General features: G+C 71.3%; 14 protein-coding genes and 1 pseudogene. 3 read left to right on the forward strand and 12 right to left on the reverse strand.

The window, feature by feature from the left end:
* Positions 1-63 precede the first annotated feature (63 nt).
* The 3 genes and pseudogenes from OG866_RS05150 to OG866_RS05160 all read left to right on the forward strand — a co-directional run.
* The gene (locus OG866_RS05150; RefSeq protein ID WP_329332222.1) at positions 64-891 is read left to right on the forward strand and encodes a class I SAM-dependent methyltransferase; all 828 of its coding nucleotides are present in this window, start codon (positions 64-66) and stop codon (positions 889-891) included.
* A 239-nt stretch (positions 892-1,130) separates the two neighbouring features.
* Complete coding sequence (gene rho / locus OG866_RS05155) at positions 1,131-2,261, forward strand: transcription termination factor Rho (RefSeq protein WP_329332223.1); 1,131 nt, start codon at positions 1,131-1,133, stop codon at positions 2,259-2,261.
* A gap of 331 nt (positions 2,262-2,592) precedes the next feature.
* Positions 2,593-3,240 (forward strand): annotated as a pseudogene (locus OG866_RS05160) (D-alanyl-D-alanine carboxypeptidase family protein); the annotation flags it as partial.
* Positions 3,241-3,299: 59 nt separating this feature from the next.
* Here OG866_RS05160 and OG866_RS05165 read toward each other — a convergent pair.
* The 12 genes from OG866_RS05165 to OG866_RS05220 all read right to left on the reverse strand — a co-directional run bounded on the left by OG866_RS05165 (position 3,300) and on the right by OG866_RS05220 (position 15,262).
* Positions 3,300-4,676 (reverse strand): glycosyltransferase 87 family protein, encoded by a 1,377-nt coding sequence (locus OG866_RS05165; protein WP_329332224.1) that lies wholly within the window; start codon positions 4,674-4,676, stop codon positions 3,300-3,302.
* A complete protein-coding gene (gene mptB / locus OG866_RS05170; protein WP_329332225.1) occupies positions 4,673-6,058 on the reverse strand; it encodes a polyprenol phosphomannose-dependent alpha 1,6 mannosyltransferase MptB in 1,386 nt (461 codons plus the stop codon). The genes OG866_RS05165 and mptB overlap by 4 nt, the downstream gene beginning before the upstream one ends.
* A 153-nt stretch (positions 6,059-6,211) precedes the next feature.
* Positions 6,212-7,144, reverse strand: coding sequence for a glutaminase (locus OG866_RS05175; RefSeq protein WP_329332226.1), 933 nt, complete (start codon positions 7,142-7,144; stop codon positions 6,212-6,214).
* 46 nt (positions 7,145-7,190) lie between these two features.
* Complete coding sequence (gene aspA / locus OG866_RS05180) at positions 7,191-8,603, reverse strand: aspartate ammonia-lyase (RefSeq protein WP_329332227.1); 1,413 nt, start codon at positions 8,601-8,603, stop codon at positions 7,191-7,193.
* Positions 8,604-8,728: 125 nt separating this feature from the next.
* Positions 8,729-9,745 (reverse strand): asparaginase, encoded by a 1,017-nt coding sequence (locus tag OG866_RS05185; protein WP_329332228.1) that lies wholly within the window; start codon positions 9,743-9,745, stop codon positions 8,729-8,731.
* Between the two features lie 123 nt (positions 9,746-9,868).
* Positions 9,869-11,323 (reverse strand): amino acid permease, encoded by a 1,455-nt coding sequence (locus tag OG866_RS05190; protein ID WP_329332229.1) that lies wholly within the window; start codon positions 11,321-11,323, stop codon positions 9,869-9,871.
* Positions 11,320-12,003, reverse strand: a complete 684-nt coding sequence (locus OG866_RS05195) for a FadR/GntR family transcriptional regulator (protein WP_329343924.1) — start codon at positions 12,001-12,003, stop codon at positions 11,320-11,322. Before OG866_RS05195 ends, OG866_RS05190 begins: the two co-directional genes overlap by 4 nt.
* A gap of 158 nt (positions 12,004-12,161) precedes the next feature.
* A complete protein-coding gene (locus tag OG866_RS05200) occupies positions 12,162-12,998 on the reverse strand; it encodes an undecaprenyl-diphosphate phosphatase (protein WP_329332230.1) in 837 nt (278 codons plus the stop codon).
* Positions 12,999-13,046: 48 nt separating this feature from the next.
* Complete coding sequence (gene crcB, locus OG866_RS05205; protein WP_329332231.1) at positions 13,047-13,400, reverse strand: fluoride efflux transporter CrcB; 354 nt, start codon at positions 13,398-13,400, stop codon at positions 13,047-13,049.
* Positions 13,397-13,783 (reverse strand): DUF190 domain-containing protein, encoded by a 387-nt coding sequence (locus OG866_RS05210; RefSeq protein WP_329332232.1) that lies wholly within the window; start codon positions 13,781-13,783, stop codon positions 13,397-13,399. The genes crcB (OG866_RS05205) and OG866_RS05210 overlap by 4 nt, the downstream gene beginning before the upstream one ends.
* Positions 13,780-14,238, reverse strand: coding sequence for a fluoride efflux transporter CrcB (gene crcB, locus OG866_RS05215; RefSeq protein WP_329332233.1), 459 nt, complete (start codon positions 14,236-14,238; stop codon positions 13,780-13,782). Before crcB (OG866_RS05215) ends, OG866_RS05210 begins: the two co-directional genes overlap by 4 nt.
* Positions 14,239-14,299: 61 nt before the next feature.
* The gene (locus OG866_RS05220) at positions 14,300-15,262 is read right to left on the reverse strand and encodes an SMP-30/gluconolactonase/LRE family protein (protein WP_329332234.1); all 963 of its coding nucleotides are present in this window, start codon (positions 15,260-15,262) and stop codon (positions 14,300-14,302) included.
* Positions 15,263-15,290: the final 28 nt, after the last annotated feature.

Genomic DNA, 15,290 nt, shown 5'->3' on the forward strand with positions numbered 1-15,290 from the left:
CCAACCCCGGCCGATCCGGACTTCTTCCCCCCGTTCCCCGCCGGTTGGGGGTTGGATGACGTCATGAGCACCGAGGAGCACGCGCGGTTCATGCGGGCCAACCAGGCGAACTGGGACGCCCGCACGCCCGTCCATCTCGCCAGCCGCTTCTACGGGCTCGACGAGGATCTGGACCCCGCCCGCTGGTTCGCCGACTTCGAGTGGGACGACCTCGGTGACCTCTCCGGCCGCGACGTGCTCCATCTCCAGTGCCATCTGGGTACGGAGACGCTCGCCTTCGCCCAGCGCGGTGCCCGCGCGACCGGCCTCGACTTCTCCGCGGCGTCGGTGGCGGCGGCACGGGACATCGCGGCGAAGGCGGGCCTCGACGTCGGCTATGTCCAGGCCGATGTGTACGACGCCGTGGAGGCCCTGGACGGACGGCGGTTCGACGTCGTCTACACCGGCAAGGGCGCGCTGTGCTATCTGCCCGACCTGGCACGGTGGGCGGGCGTGGTCAGCCGACTCCTGCGTCCCGGCGGGCGGTTGTACCTCGTCGAGTTCCATCCCCTCCTCAACTCCCTGGGCCCCAAGCCCGCCCCGGGTGAAGGCCCCGAACTGCTGCTGCGTCACGACTACCTGGGCGGCGGCGGAGCCGTGCACCGGGACGCGACACACACGTACACCGACGGGCCGCCCGTCGAGGGGGCCACGGACAGTTACGAGTGGATGCACGGAATAAGCGAGGTCCTCAACGCGTTGGTGGGAGCAGGACTGACCGTCCGGCGCCTCACCGAGAGCGACGAGCTGCCCTGGCCGCGCTGGCCGCGGATGGAGCGCACGGGGTCCGGCTGGTGGCGTCTCCCCGAGCCGCGCATCCCCCTTCTCTACGGACTCCTCGCCACCCGCTGACCCGGCGTGGTACGGTCCTGCTAGCACTTGTGTACGCCCAGTCGTGGGCGCCGGTGCCAGTTCTCTCCACAGTTCGCCGGTCGTCGTACCGGCCTCTCTCCACCACATCCTCGTGATCGACAGATCCGCCGTGTGGTTTCCCCGCCGCTCGAAGGCGCTGTGTCCGCCTTCCCTCTCGTTCGCGGCCTCCCTCCCTTCCGTATGCCTCATGCCGTACGTCCGTGAAAGGACTCACCACCATGACCACCACTCTCGAACACCCCCCGGTCCAGCAGCAGGAACCCCCGGTCCGCGCCGTCACCGGCGTCCTCGACATCGACGCGAGCGGCAAGGGCCATCTGCGCTCCGCCGACCTGCTGTCCCAGCCCACCGACCTTCAGGTCTCCCCCACGCTGATCCGCCGCCACGGCCTGCGCAAGGGCGACCTCGTCGACGGTGTGCGCGGCACCCAGCGCGCCCTCACCGAGGTCGCCCGGGTCAACGGCCGCACCCCCGACAAGAACCGTCGCCGCTTCGGCGACCTGACACCGCTTCACCCGCGCGAGCGCATCCGCCTCGAACACCCCGCGTCCGGCCTGACCGGCCGCGTCACCGATCTGCTCGCCCCCGTGGGCAAGGGACAGCGCGGGCTGATCGTGGCGCCGCCGAAGACCGGCAAGACGGTGCTGCTCCAGCAGATCGCGGCGGCCGTCGCCGGCAACCACCCCGAGTGCCGTCTCATGGTGGTGCTCCTCGACGAGCGGCCGGAGGAGGTCACCGACATGCGGCGCTCCGTGCGCGGTGAGGTGTACGCCTCCACCTTCGACCGGACGCCCAGGCAGCACATCGCGCTCGCCGAGCTCGTCATCGAGCGGGCCAAGCGGCTCGTCGAGGCGGGCGAGGACGTCGTGATCCTGCTCGACTCCCTGACCCGGCTGTGCCGGGCGCACAACAACGCGGCCGCCGCCGGGGGCCGCACGCTCAGCGGTGGTGTGGACGCGACCGCGCTGATCGGCCCGAAGCGCTTCTTCGGCGCCGCCCGGACGGCCGAGGAGGGCGGCTCGCTCACCATCCTGGCCACCGCCCTGGTGGAGACCGGTTCCCGGGCCGACGACTTCTTCTTCGAGGAGCTCAAGAGCACCGGCAACATGGAGCTCCGCCTCGACCGCGAACTCGCCGCCCGCCGTGTCTTCCCGGCCGTGGCCGTCAATCCCTCCGGCACCCGCCGCGAGGAACTCCTCCTGCCCCCGGCCGAGTTGACCGCCGTACGCGGCCTGCGCCGGGCCCTTCAGAACAAGGACGGCCTGGAGACGCTGCTGGCCCGCATGCGCGAGACCCCGGACAACGCGACGTTCCTGCACCGCATCCAGCCGACGCTGCCCACGGTCTGACGCACCGTCGACCGGTCCGGCCGGCCCGACCGATGGACGGGCGCCTGACGCCCCGCCGGTTCATCCCCCGTCCGGGTGCTCGCGCGCCTCGCCCCGGCCCGGGCAGCGCCGTAGACGGCGGGTCCGTTTCTACGTTTGCGGTATGACCATCAGATTTCCTTCCCGGACTGTGGTGTCGGCCTGTGCGCTGTGCACGGCGAGTCTGCTCGTGCTCGCCCCCGCCTCGGCCGTCGCGTCCACCGGCTCCGACCCCGACGCACCCGGCGGGCAACAGGCCTCCGCCCCGCAGCCGCGGCTGCTGTACCGGTCCGGCACCCAGGTGCGGCCGCTCATGGAGGCACCGCGCGTCCCGGACGTCTCCGCGCTCTCCTGGGTCGTGGCCGACGCCGACAGCGGGGAGGTGCTCGCGGCGCACGACGCGCATCGCAGGCTGCCGCCGGCCAGCACGCTCAAGACGCTGTTCGCGCTGACGGTGCTGCCCCTGCTGCCCGGAGGGATCCGGCACCGGGTCGGCGACGACGAACTGGCGGACGTCGGCGACGGCAGCAGTCTGGTCGGGGTGCGCGAGGGACAGACGTACAAGGTCGCCGACCTGTGGCGCGGGGTCTTCCTCAACTCCGGCAACGACGCCGTGCACGTCCTGGCCGGACTCAGCGGCGGCTGGCGCTCCACGGCCACCCGGATGCAGGCCAAGGCCCGCGCGCTGGGCGCCCTCGACACGCATGTGCGCTCCCCCGACGGGTACGACACGCCGGGCCAGGTCTCGTCCGCCTATGACCTCGCCGTTTTCGGGCGGGCGGGGCTGCACAACCCCGACTTCGCGCGGTACTGCCGCACGGCCGTGGCCGAGTTCCCCGGGGGCGGCGGATGGTCGTACGCCATCCAGAACACCAACCGCCTGCTCACCGGCGCCGACGGCGTGGAACCGTACAACGGGCTGATCGGGATCAAGAACGGCTACACCAGCAATGCCGGGAACACCCTGGTCGCCGCAGCGAAGCGGGGCGGGCGCACCCTCGTCGTCACCGTCATGAACCCTCAGGCGGGCGGCGGCTTCGCCGTGTACGAGGAGGCGCGGGAGCTGCTCGACTGGGGGTTCGGCGCGGCCGGGCACGTCGCCGCGGTGGGCTCGCTGGACGCCCTGCGCGTCAGGCCGCGCCCCGGACCGGCCGCACTCCCCGCGGCCGTCGCACCCGTGCCGGACAACGAGCCCGGCTGGACGCGGGCCGGGCTGGTCGTGGGCTCGTCCACACTCGGCGCGGCCGTCGTCGCCTTCGCCCTGCGCGGCAGGCGGAACCGGGCCGCACGCGGCTGACCGGTCGGCAGCCACAGCAGCAGACCGAGCGTGATCCAGGTGTACGTGTTGCTGCCGAGGAACCCGTCGACGCCCGACGCGTCGTCGAACCACAGCCACACCACACTGGTGCACAGCACCGCGTACAGGGCGCCCGCCACGCGCGGGTGCCCGGCGCGGACCAGCACGGCGAGGGCCGGCAGCAGCCACACCAGATGGTGCACCCAGGTGATCGGACTGATCAGACACGCGGTCAGGCCGGTGAGGGCGAAGGCCGCCGTCCACTCGCCCGCGTCAGCCGCCCCGCGCGCACGGACCGCCCAGACGCCCAGGACCAGCAGGACCGCCACCGCCCAGGCCGCCCGGTCCGTCTCCCCGAGGCGCGCCAGAATCCCTTGCAGCGACTGGTTGGAGACATAGTCCAGGCGGCCCACCCTCGTCGTGTCCCACATCGCCCGCGTCCAGTAGAAGCGGGAGGCGTCCGGGGCCACCCAGACCGCCAGCGCGGTGGCGCCTGTGGCCACGGCCGTCGCTACGGCGGCGGCCCGGCGGCGCCCGGCCAGCAGCAGGAGCCCGATGAACAGGGCCGGGGTCAGCTTGACGGCCGCCGCAAGGCCGATGCCCCACCCCGCCCGGCTCCCCCGGCCGGTCGCCAGCAGCCAGGCGTCGGTCAGCACCAGCGCCAGCAGCAGAAGGTTGACCTGCCCGAAGCTGAACGTGTCCCGCACCGGTTCGAACAGCGCGAGCCCGCAGACGGCGAGACCGGCGCCGTACCAGCCGAACCGGCTGAGCCGCCGTCCGGTCAGGATCCGCCCGATCCACGCCAGCGCCGCCGCGTTGAGCAGCACGGACCCCGCGATCGCGGCGGACAGCGGGAGCAGCGCCATCGGCAGCATCGCGACGGCGGCGAAGGGCGGGTAGGTGAAGCCGTACGTCGTGCCGGGGACCCGGTAGTCGTAGATGCGTCCGCCGTGATGGATCCAGCTGTCGACGGTGCCGTAGTAGACCCGCAGGTCGAACCAGTCGCGCAGCAGCGGCACGGTCGCGGTGAACGCGGTGACGGCGGTGGCGAGCGCGAGGAGCAGCAACAGTCGGCCGCGGTCGGTGCGGGGCGGGTTCATGCCGTACGACCCCACGCCGGAGCCCGGTCCGCCTGGTGGGCCTGCCACAGGACGACCACGGCGAGCACGCCTCCGGAGACGGCGAGCACCAGCTGTCCCGCGTCGGCCGGGCCGCCGCTGGGCAGGGTGGCGAGCGCGAGGGCGCCGGTCACGGCCGCCACCCGATGCCGTACCGAGGTCGTGGGGGCCGCGGCGGCGATCAGGAACAGGCCCCACAGGGCGTACCAGGGGCGGATCGCCGGGCCGAAGGCGGCCACCGCGGCGAGGCTCAGTCCCAGCGCGTACACGGGGCGGGGTCGTAGCCGCCACCAGATGGCCGCGACGAGGACCGTGGTGAGCGCGAGTCCGAGCGCGTGCCAGGCCGGTACGGCCAGGGGTGCCAGATCGCTGCCGAGGCGTTCCAGCAGAGCGCCGGTGGCACGGCCCAGGAGGCTGGTGAGGGCCCAGTTCTGCGGGGAGACGGGCGTGTCGAGAGCGCGTATCCAGCCGTACCCCGTCCCCGCCAGGGCGGTCGCGGCGACCGTGGTGGCCGCGGCGGCGAGAACGGTGGTCAGGACGGCCTGCGCCGGGCGGCGGCCGGTACGCAGTTGAAGAACCACGACCGCGGCGAGCCCGAGGACGGCGGGCGCCTTGACCAGCGCGGCGAGGGTGACGAGCACGGCGCCGACGACCGGCCAACGGCCGAGGGCCGCGACCAGGCCCGCACCGAGCAGGCCGAGCATGATCGCGTCGTTGTGGGCGCCCGCGACCAGGTGCAGCAGCACCAGCGGGTTGAGGGCGCCCAGCCAGAGCGCGGCGGCCGGGTCGGCGCCGCTGTGCCGGGCGAGCCTGGGCAGCGCGGCGGCCATCAGGGCCACCCCGCACAGCGCCACGAGCCGCATGCCGAAGAGGCCGGCGGGGAGTTCGCCACGGGTCAGCCCGGCGAGCGCCGAGGCCACGGCGAGGAAGACCGGGCCGTACGGTGCGGCGGTGTGCTGCCAGATGGGGGCGACCTCGTCGGCGAGCGGGCCGCCGAGTTGGGCGGGGCCGTGGGTGTACACGTCCATGTGCGCGTCGACCATCGCGCCCTGGGCGAGGTAGCTGTAGACGTCGCGGCTGAAGAGGGGTGGGGCGAGGAGGAGGGGGGTTGCCCAGAGGGCGAGGACGAGGAGCAGGTCGCGTGGGGTGGGGGGCTCGTGGGTCCGGATCAGGCGGCCCAGGAGTGCCCAGGCCGCTATGAGCAGGACGACGCCGAAGTAGACGCCGATGAGGCCGACGGCCGTGTGCACGGAGGCTGGGCCGAGGAGGTCCCTTACGGGGAGGGCGCCGGCCGTTTCACCGCCTGCCGCCAGGACGGTGGTTCCGGCCAGGCCGAGTATTCGGCAGCGGCGTAGGTCGACCACGTGGGGAGCGTTTCGCTCTTAGGTGGCCGGAAATTGACGGGGCCGTGGCGGTCGATTGTCGGGTGCGGGTCTGTGGGGGCTGGTCGCGCCCGCGCGGCGGTAGCCGCACATCGATACGGCCCCGCGCCCCTCAGGTAGGTCACCTCCCCGTTCTCAGAACACCGACAAGCCCGTCAACGTCGTGAACCGGTCCAGTGCCGCCACTCCCGCCACCGAGTTGCCGCGCTCGTCGAGCCCGGGGCTCCATACGCACAGCGTGCACCGCCCCGGCACCACCGCGATGATGCCGCCGCCGACTCCGCTCTTGCCCGGCAGGCCGACCCGGTAGGCGAAGTCGCCCGCCGCGTCGTACGTCCCGCAGGTCAGCATCACGGCGTTGACCTGCTTGGCCTGGCTGCGGGTGAGCAGCCGGGTGCCGTCGGCGCGGATGCCGTGGCGGGCCAGGAAGCTCGTCGCGAGGGCCAGGTCGGCGCAGGAGGCCAGGAGGGAGCACTGCCGGAAGTACTGGTCGAGCAGGCCGGGCACGGGGTTGTCGATGTTGCCGTACGACGCCATGAAGTGGGCGAGGGCGGCGTTGCGGTCGCCGTGGGCCGACTCGGAGGCGGCGACCTCCTCGTCGAACTCCAGCGCCGGGTTGCCGCTCTCTGCGCGGAGGAAGGCGAGCAGTTCGCCGGCCGCGTCCCCGGTACGGGTGAGCAGCCGGTCGGTGACGACGAGGGCGCCGGCGTTGATGAACGGGTTGCGCGGGATGCCGTTCTCGTACTCCAGCTGGACCAGGGAGTTGAAGGGGTTGCCGGAGGGCTCCCGGCCCACGTGCTCCCAGAGTTCGTCGCCCTCGCGGGCCAGGTCGAGGGCGAGGGTGAAGACCTTGGTGATGGACTGCGTGGAGAACGGCTGCCGCCAGTCCCCCACGCCGTACACCGTGCCGTCGGGCTCCGCGACGGCCATGCCGAAGCGGCGCGGGTCGCAGGCCGCGAGCGCCGGGATGTAGTCGGCGGGGCGGCCCCGGCCCGGCGTCCGCTCGATCTCCTCGGCGATACGCTCCAGGACCGGCTCGAAGGTCATGGACGAACTCATGATCACCATTGTGCCTCCGGGCCGGTCCGCACGCGCATCCGTCACCTGGGCCAGGTCAGGCCAGCGCCTGCCCGCTCCCGGCGACGACCTCGGGCCGCAGCAGGTCGGCGAGGGTCTCGGCGGGCAACAGCCGCTTCTCCAGGACCAGTTCGGCGACCCCGCGGCCGGTGACGAGCGCCTCCTTGGCGATGTCGGTGGCGGCCTCGTACCCGATGTGCGGGTTGAGGGCGGTCACCAGGCCGATGGAGTTCTCGACGCTCGCGCGCAGTTTCTCGGTGTTGGCGGTGATGCCGTCGACGCAGCGCTCGGCGAGGGTGCGGCAGGCGGCGCCCAGGTGCGTGATGCTCTCCGACAGGGAGTGCAGGATGATCGGCTCGAAGGCGTTCAGCTGGAGCTGTCCGGCCTCGGCGGCCATGGTGATGGCGACGTCGTTGCCGATCACCTCGAAGGCGACCTGGTTGACGACCTCGGGGATCACCGGGTTGACCTTGCCGGGCATGATCGACGAACCGGCCTGCACGGGCGGCAGGTTGATCTCCCCGAGCCCCGCGCGCGGACCCGACGACAGCAGCCGCAGGTCGTTGCAGCTCTTGCTGAGCTTGACGGCGATCCGCTTCAGCACACCGGACATCTGGACGAACGCCCCGCAGTCCTGGGTGGCTTCGACCAGGTTGGCGGCGGTGACGAGCGGCAGCCCGGTGAGGGCGGAGAGATGGCGACGCGCGGCCTCCGCGTACCCGGCGGGAGCATTGAGACCGGTCCCGATGGCAGTGGCCCCCAGATTGATCTCATGGATCAACTGGACGGCCTCGTCAAGACGGTTGCGGTCCTCGTCAATCATGACGGCATACGCGGAGAACTCTTGACCGAGCGTCATCGGCACCGCGTCCTGCAACTGTGTACGGCCCATCTTGAGCACGTCACGGAACTCGACCGCCTTACGGGCGAAGGAGTCCTGCAATACAGCCATCGACCTGAGCAGTCCACGCACCGCGAAGACCGTCGCGACCTTGACGGCGGTCGGGTAGACGTCGTTGGTGGACTGGCCCAGGTTGACGTCCTCGTTGGGGTGCAGGTGCTGGTACTCGCCCTTCGCGTGCCCCAGCAGCTCCAACGCCCGGTTGGCGATCACCTCGTTGGCGTTCATGTTCGTCGAGGTGCCGGCCCCGCCCTGGATCACGTCGACCACGAACTGCTCGTGCAGCTTCCCGTCCCGGATCTCCCGGCACGCCTCGACGATCGCGGCGGCCTTGCGGGGCTCCAGCAGCCCCAGCTCCTCGTTGGCGAGAGCGGCGGCCTCCTTGACGGCGGCAAGGGCGTCGATGAGATGCGGATAGGCCGAGATGGGGGTCCCGGTGATGGGAAAGTTCTCGGTGGCCCGCAGCGTGTGCACACCCCAGTAGGCATCGACGGGAACGTCCCGGTACCCGAGCAGATCGTGTTCGGCACGGGCGACGACGGAGGTCATGAGGTTCGGTTCCCTTTCTGAAGGGGGACGGGATCATTTCCCTAGGGGCGCGGGGAACTGCGGGGGAACTGCGCGACCGGCCACAACCGGCCCGCAGTCGCGATTCGACGAACGAGGCAACATCCCTAGGCGCAAGCCGACACCACAACGGGCTCCAGCGAACGAACCGGCCGCACACACCCCACCGGCTCTCCGCCCCCGAGTAGCGCCTCGCCCTGAAACTCGGTGAGCAGCTCCGGGGACACCCCGGCCCACGCCAACGCGGCGGCGGCCACAGGAATCCGCGCCCGATTGGCCCCGTCCGCGATCTTCACGGCCACCGCCCGACCGTCCGGCAGAGCAGCGACCTGAACACCCTCGAACCCGTCCTTGGCCAGCAGCCCCGGCACGGCCCGCATCAGCGCGGCGACATCCCGCCCGGCCCCGGAAGCCATCTCCGCATGCTCACGCATCGCATCGGCAACCCGGGCCTCGGCGGTACCAGCCCCCGCGGAGGCGATTCGCGAGACGGCACGGGCCAGCCCGTTCAGGGACACGGAGAACAGAGGAGCCCCGCACCCGTCGACCGTCACGCGCGCGATCCGCTGCCCCGTGAGCTCCTCGACGACCTCGGCGATCGCGATCTGCAACGGATGCGAGGGATCCAGATACCCCTCAAGAGGCCACCCGTTGAGCACGCACGTGTACAGCATCGCCGCATGCTTGCCGGAGCAGTTCTGGGCCAGCCGCGAGGCCGCACGCCCCTCCCGCACCCAGTCGTCCCGCACGCCCGGATCGAACGGCATGTCGGGAACGTTGCGCAGGGCGTCCTCGGAGACCCCGGCCAGCTCAAGGATCCGCCGCGTCCCGGCAAGATGCCGCTCCTCGCCGGAATGGCTCGCGGCAGCCAGCGAGAGCAGCTCGCCGTCGAGCGGCAACCCCGCCCGCACCATGGCGACCGCCTGCACCGGCTTGAGCGCCGAGCGCGGATAGAACGCGGCCTCGATGTCGCCGAGCTGGAACCCGACGCGGCCTTCGGCGCCGAGGACGACGACGGAACCGTAGTGGATGCCCTCCACGACCCCGCCGCGTATCAGGTGGGCGACGGGAGCGTGGAGGGGCTCGCGGATCAGGGGTGCGTCCGCGACGGAACTGCTGAACATAACTGCCTTCTCGGGTAGCGCCACGCGGATCACGCGCGGTCGCCGGTGGAGGGGGTATCGGCGGTCACGTGAAGGGTCACGCGCCCGCACCGGTGGGATGGGTCCCGGCGCTCATGTGAGTGATCACGTGTCCGCGCCGGTGGATCGGGTCTCGGTCGCCGTCCGGGCGACCCGGCCGCGGACGGCGTACCAGCCGGCGACCAGCGCCCCGACGATCAGCGGCAGGCACAGCACGGTGGTGCGTCCGACACCGCCGTCGGCGTACATGAGAACCAGCACGGAGGCGAGGAACGCCAGCGTGACGAGTTCGGTCCAGGGGGATCCCGGCAGTCGGTAGCCGGGGCGGGTCAGTTCGCCCCTCTCGGTCTTCTGCCAGAAGAGCAGGTGACAGACCATGATCATGCCCCAGGTGGACAGGATCCCGATCGCGGCGAAGTTGAGCACGATCTCGAACGCGTCGGCGGGGACCACGAAGTTGAGGCCGACGCCGAGGACGCAGATGCCGCTGGTGAGCAGGATGCCGCCGTAGGGGACCTGGCTGCGGCTCATGACGCCGGTGAACTTCGGCGCGGAGCCGGACTTGGCCATGGAGCGCAGGATGCGGCCGGTGGAGTACAGGCCGGAGTTGAGCGAGGACATGGCCGCGGTGAGGACGACGAGGTTCATCACGCCGCCGGCCGCCGGGATGCCGATGTTGGAGAGCACGGTCACGAACGGGCTCTGGCCGCCGGTGTACTTGTTCCAGGGCAGCAGCATCGAGAGCAGGACGACCGAGCCGACGTAGAACAGGCCGACGCGCCACATGATCGAGTTGATCGCCTTCGGCATGATCTTCTCGGGGTTCTCGGTCTCACCGGCCGCGACGCCCACCAGCTCCACCGAGGCGTAGGCGAAGACGACGCCCTGGAGGATCAGCAGCATGGGCAGCAGGCCGTTGGGGAAGACGCCGCCGTTGTCGGTGATCAGGGCCGGCCCTGGGGTGGTGTCGCCGACCTCGTGCTGGGTGACCAGCAGGAAGATGCCGATCAGCATGAACGCCACGAGCGCGCCCACCTTGACGATGGCGAACCAGAACTCCATCTCGCCGAACATCTTCACCGAGATGAGGTTCACAGTGAGGACGACGGCGAGCGCGACGAGCGCGATCACCCACTGCGGGATGTCGGAGAACATGCCCCAGTAGTGGGTGTAGACGGCCACGGCGGTGATGTCGGCGATACCGGTGGTGGCCCAGTTCAGGAAGTACATCCAGCCCGCGATGTACGCGCCCTTCTCGCCGAGGAACTCCCGGGCGTACGACACGAAGGCGCCGGAGGAGGGGCGGTACAGGACGAGTTCACCGAGGGCGCGGACCACGAGGAAGGCGAAGATTCCGCAGACCGCGTAGGCGATGAACAACGAGGGGCCGGCGTCGGCGAGGCGGCCGCCGGCGCCGAGGAAGAGGCCGGTGCCGATGGCTCCGCCGATGGCGATCATGTTGACGTGCCGGTGCTTGAGGGACTTGCTGTATCCCTCGTCTCCCGCGTCGACATGGCCGGAACGTTTCTGCACGCCGTCGTGCAGGGACTGCTCGCTCACGCCTGGGGTTCGCCTTCCGTGGGGGTGTCCGTGCCCTTGCCAGGGGGACGCACGATGTCGGTGAGGGTGGTCTCGACGCGGTCGAGGTGGTGGGACATGGCCTCCACCGCGTCGTGTTCGGAACCGTCCAGCAGCGCCTCGACGATCGCCCGGTGCTCGCGGTTGGACTGCTCGCGGCGTCCGCCCAGCTCGTTGAGGAAGGCCGACTGACGCGCCAGTGCGTCCCGGATCTCCTCGATGACCCGGCGGAACACCGGGTTCTGGGCGGCCTCGGCGACGGCCAGATGGAACAGCGTGTCCATCGCGACCCACGCGGTGGTGTCCGTCTCCCGCTCCATGCGGTCGAGCAGATGGGCCAGGTGGTCGAGGTTCTCCGGGGTGCGGCGCAGGGCCGCGTACCCGGCGACGGGGATCTCGACGTGCCGGCGCACCTCCAGCAGGTCGCTGGCCGCGTAGTCGCCGAAGGTCGGGTCCTCCACGGCGCTCGCGACCACGAAGGTGCCCTTGCCGGTCTTGGAGACGGTCAGCCCCATGGTCTGCAACGCCCGCAGGGCTTCGCGCAGCACGGGACGGCTGATCTCCAGGGTGCGGCAGAGCTCGGCCTCGGAGGGGAGCTTGTCGCCGATGGCGTAGTCACCGCGCTCGATGGCCGCGCGCAGATGCGCCAGCACCGCTTCCATGGCGCTGATGCGCCGCGGGGGCTGTCCGGCTGTCCGGCTGTCTGACAGGTTCACGGGAGAGATACTCCGGGCGGCGGGAGGGTGCTGTCAAGGTGCCTGAAAGGAGATTTTCACGGGGCGTGAGAGGTGAATGCCGACTCACGCCCCGTTCGGGCCGGTCAGCTGTCCAGGACGCCGGTGGCCAGCAGGCCGAAGAGCAGGACTCCGACGACGAGCCGGTAGATCACGAAGGCGTTGAAGGAGTGCTTGGCGACGAACTTCAGCAGCCAGGCGATAGAGGCGTAGGCGACGGCGAAGGAGACGGCCGTGCCGACCGCCAGCGGGGCGGCGCCCGCGCCGGTGCCGAGCGCGTCCTTGAGCTCGTAGATGCCGGCGCCGGTCAGCGCGGGGATGCCGAGGAAGAACGACAGCCGGGTGGCGGCGACGCGGTCGAGGTCGAGCATGAGCGCCGTGGACATGGTCGCGCCGGAGCGGGAGAAGCCGGGGAAGAGCAGGGCGAGGATCTGGGAGCTGCCGACGAGCATCGCGTCCTTGAGCGTGGTGTCGTCCTCCCCGCGCTTGTGGCGGCCCATCTGGTCCGCCGCCCACATCACACCGCTGCCGACGAGCAGGGAGCCCGCGACCACCCACAGCGAGGCGAGCGGCCCCTCGATGAGCGGCTTGGCGGCGAGTCCCACCGCGACGATCGGGATGGTCGCGTAGATGACCCACCAGGCGAACTTGTAGTCGTGGTGGTACCGCTCCTCCTTGTCGCGCAGTCCGCGGAACCAGGCGGAGACGATCCGCACGATGTCCTTGCGGAAGTACACGAGCACGGCGGCGATCGCGCCGACCTGGATGACGGCCGAGAACCCGACGACGGCGTCGTCGTCGACCGGGATGTGCATGAGCCCCTCGGTGATCTTCAGATGACCGGTGGAGGAGACGGGCAGGAACTCGGTCACCCCCTCGACGGCTCCGAGGACGACGGCCTGACCGACGCTGATGACGCTCATGGGATCCAGTTCTTCCGGCGGGGAGGACGAGACAAGGCGGGCACAGTTTTACACCGCCTGGGCAAGCTCCACGCCCACGAAGGCCGCCCCCAGACCGGCGGCCAGGCTCGCGCCGACGTTGACGAGGGCAAGGAGCCCCGCTCCCGTCTCGGCCAGCCGCAGGGTCTCGTAGGAGAACGTCGAGTAGGTGGTCAGAGCCCCGCACAGGCCCGCGCCGAGCAGGAGCCGCAGGTCCGGTCCCGCCGCTCCGGTGACCAGGCCCAGGACCAGACAGCCGATGACGTTGACCGTGAAGGTGCCCCAGGGGAAGACCGAGTCGTGGCGGGACTGGACGGTCCGGTCGGTGAGATAGCGCAAGGGGGCGCCGACCATGGCGCCCGCGACGACCAGCAGCCAGTTCACAACGACCTCTTACCCTTCGTGCCCGTTTTGCCGGAGTCGTCACCGGCGTCCCGGCCGACGTACCGGATGACCTCGCAGTCGTCGAGGATCACCAGCCCCTCCGAGACGAGTTCGTCGAGCTGGGGCAGGAAGGTGCGCACCCGGTCCTCGGTGTCGACGATGACGATCGCGACGGGCAGGTCCTCGCTCAGGGACAGCAGCCGGGTGGTGTGGATGAGGGAGGAGGCGCCGAAGCCCTCGATGCCGCGGAAGACGCTGGCGCCGGCGAGGCCCGCCGCGTGCGCGCGGTGCACGATCTCGCTGTAGAGGGGTTTGCGGTGCCAGGTGTCGTTCTCGCCGACGAACACGGTCACACGCAGGGCACTGCCGGTCAGCCTCGTCATGGCTGCCTCCGCTTCAGGACGCGGCGGGTCGTGGTCGCGGCGAGCCACACCGCGGTGAGCGCCGCGAAGAGGGTCGCGGCGAGGTAGGCCAGCCCCGTGGCGGGGTGGCCGTAGTCGACCAGGTTCCGGATGTCGACGGCGTACGTGGAGAAGGTGGTGAAGCCGCCGAGGACACCGGTGCCGAAGAACGGGCGGACCAGGCGGTGGGCCGCCCATATGTCGGTGATGACCACCATGAACACGCCTATGACCGCGCAGCCGACGACGTTGGTCCAGAAGGTCGCCCAGGGGAAACCGCCCGGCTGGAGGGGCCACCACAGGGAGAGCGCGTAGCGGGCCGTCGCCCCGAGGGCGCCGCCGAGCGCGACGACGGCGACGACGGACGCCTGGCCGCGCAGCACGGGTGGTCGCCGCGGGGTGGGGACGCGGAGGCTCTCGGTCTCCGGGGCTGTCATGGTCGTACGTCTCCCTGCCTGGACGGCCTGATCATGGCCGGTCAACAGGGTAACGCCGGGGTCACTTACCGGTGGGCGGCTCGCACAGGGCCACGCCCCGCTCCCACAGGCTGCCCAGGACCAGATGGCCGGCCGCCTCGCAGACGCTGGTGACCATGCGGAAGCCGGAGTGACGGCGGGCGAGGTGGTGGACGGTCCCGCCGGAGTCGTCGACGGCGAGGACGCCGATCGTGCCGGTGGGGCGGAAAGGGGCGCGGACCGCCACGCGGGCGGCGCGGCGGCGGACGGCGGGGCCGGCGCGGTGCAGCAGGTCGAGCGGGGGGACGCGGGGGCCCGCCAGGGAGACCCAGATCGGTCCGTCGGGGCCGGCGCGCCAGAGGTTGTCGGGCATGCCGGGGAGGTTCTCGGCGAAGGGTTCGGTGCGGCCCGCGTGGGGGCCGGTGAGCCAGTGGCGGGTGAGGCGGCAGGCGCCGGTCTCGGCGACGACGAGAAACGATTCGTCGGCGCTCAGGGCCAGTCCGTTGGCGAACTGGAGTCCCTCCGCGAGGACTTCGGGCATCTCGCTGCCGGGGGCGAGGCGCAGGATCCGGCCGCTCCCGGTGTGCTCGACGAGGTCGCCGATCCACTGGTCCAGGGGGTAGCGGCGGCTGGAGACCGTGAAGCAGACGCTGCCGTCGGCGAGGGCGACGGTGTTGCTACAGAAGCGCAGCGGCTCGCCCGCCACCGAGTCGGCGAGGATACGGACCAGGCCGTCGGTGAGGTCGACGCGCAGCAGCCCGAGTTCGGCGTCGCACACCAACAGGTCGTCGTCCGCGAGGAGTTCGAGCCCGAGGGGCCTGCCGCCGGTCTCGGCGAGGACCTCGACGCGGGTCGTGGCCGGATCGGCCAGGCCGTCCAGGCGCAGGATGCGGCCGTCCGCCACACCGGTGAGCACCCGGCCCCGGCTGTCGGCGACCACGTCCTCGGGGCCGTCGCCACCGATCGCGACATACCTGCGCGGGACCAGTTTCTGTGCATGCTCCACGGAGTTCCGCCTCTCTCGTCCCGCCCTG

Origin of the sequence: Streptomyces sp. NBC_00663, assembly GCF_036226885.1 — a bacterium.
In the GTDB taxonomy this organism is placed as follows: Bacteria; Actinomycetota; Actinomycetes; order Streptomycetales; family Streptomycetaceae; genus Streptomyces.

What these genes read in the sequence shown, in the direction of transcription:
- OG866_RS05150 (WP_329332222.1), top strand. Translation starts at nt 64, where the DNA reads ATGAGCACCGAGGAGCACGCGCGGTTCATGCGGGCCAACCAGGCGAAC.
- rho (WP_329332223.1), top strand. Translation starts at nt 1,131, where the DNA reads ATGACCACCACTCTCGAACACCCCCCGGTCCAGCAGCAGGAACCCCCG.
- OG866_RS05165 (WP_329332224.1), bottom strand. Translation starts at nt 4,676, where the DNA reads ATGAACCCGCCCCGCACCGACCGCGGCCGACTGTTGCTGCTCCTCGCG.
- OG866_RS05175 (WP_329332226.1), bottom strand. Translation starts at nt 7,144, where the DNA reads ATGGTGATCATGAGTTCGTCCATGACCTTCGAGCCGGTCCTGGAGCGT.
- aspA (WP_329332227.1), bottom strand. Translation starts at nt 8,603, where the DNA reads ATGACCTCCGTCGTCGCCCGTGCCGAACACGATCTGCTCGGGTACCGG.
- OG866_RS05185 (WP_329332228.1), bottom strand. Translation starts at nt 9,745, where the DNA reads ATGTTCAGCAGTTCCGTCGCGGACGCACCCCTGATCCGCGAGCCCCTC.
- OG866_RS05195 (WP_329343924.1), bottom strand. Translation starts at nt 12,003, where the DNA reads ATGGAAGCGGTGCTGGCGCATCTGCGCGCGGCCATCGAGCGCGGTGAC.
- OG866_RS05200 (WP_329332230.1), bottom strand. Translation starts at nt 12,998, where the DNA reads ATGAGCGTCATCAGCGTCGGTCAGGCCGTCGTCCTCGGAGCCGTCGAG.
- OG866_RS05210 (WP_329332232.1), bottom strand. Translation starts at nt 13,783, where the DNA reads ATGACGAGGCTGACCGGCAGTGCCCTGCGTGTGACCGTGTTCGTCGGC.
- crcB (WP_329332233.1), bottom strand. Translation starts at nt 14,238, where the DNA reads ATGACAGCCCCGGAGACCGAGAGCCTCCGCGTCCCCACCCCGCGGCGA.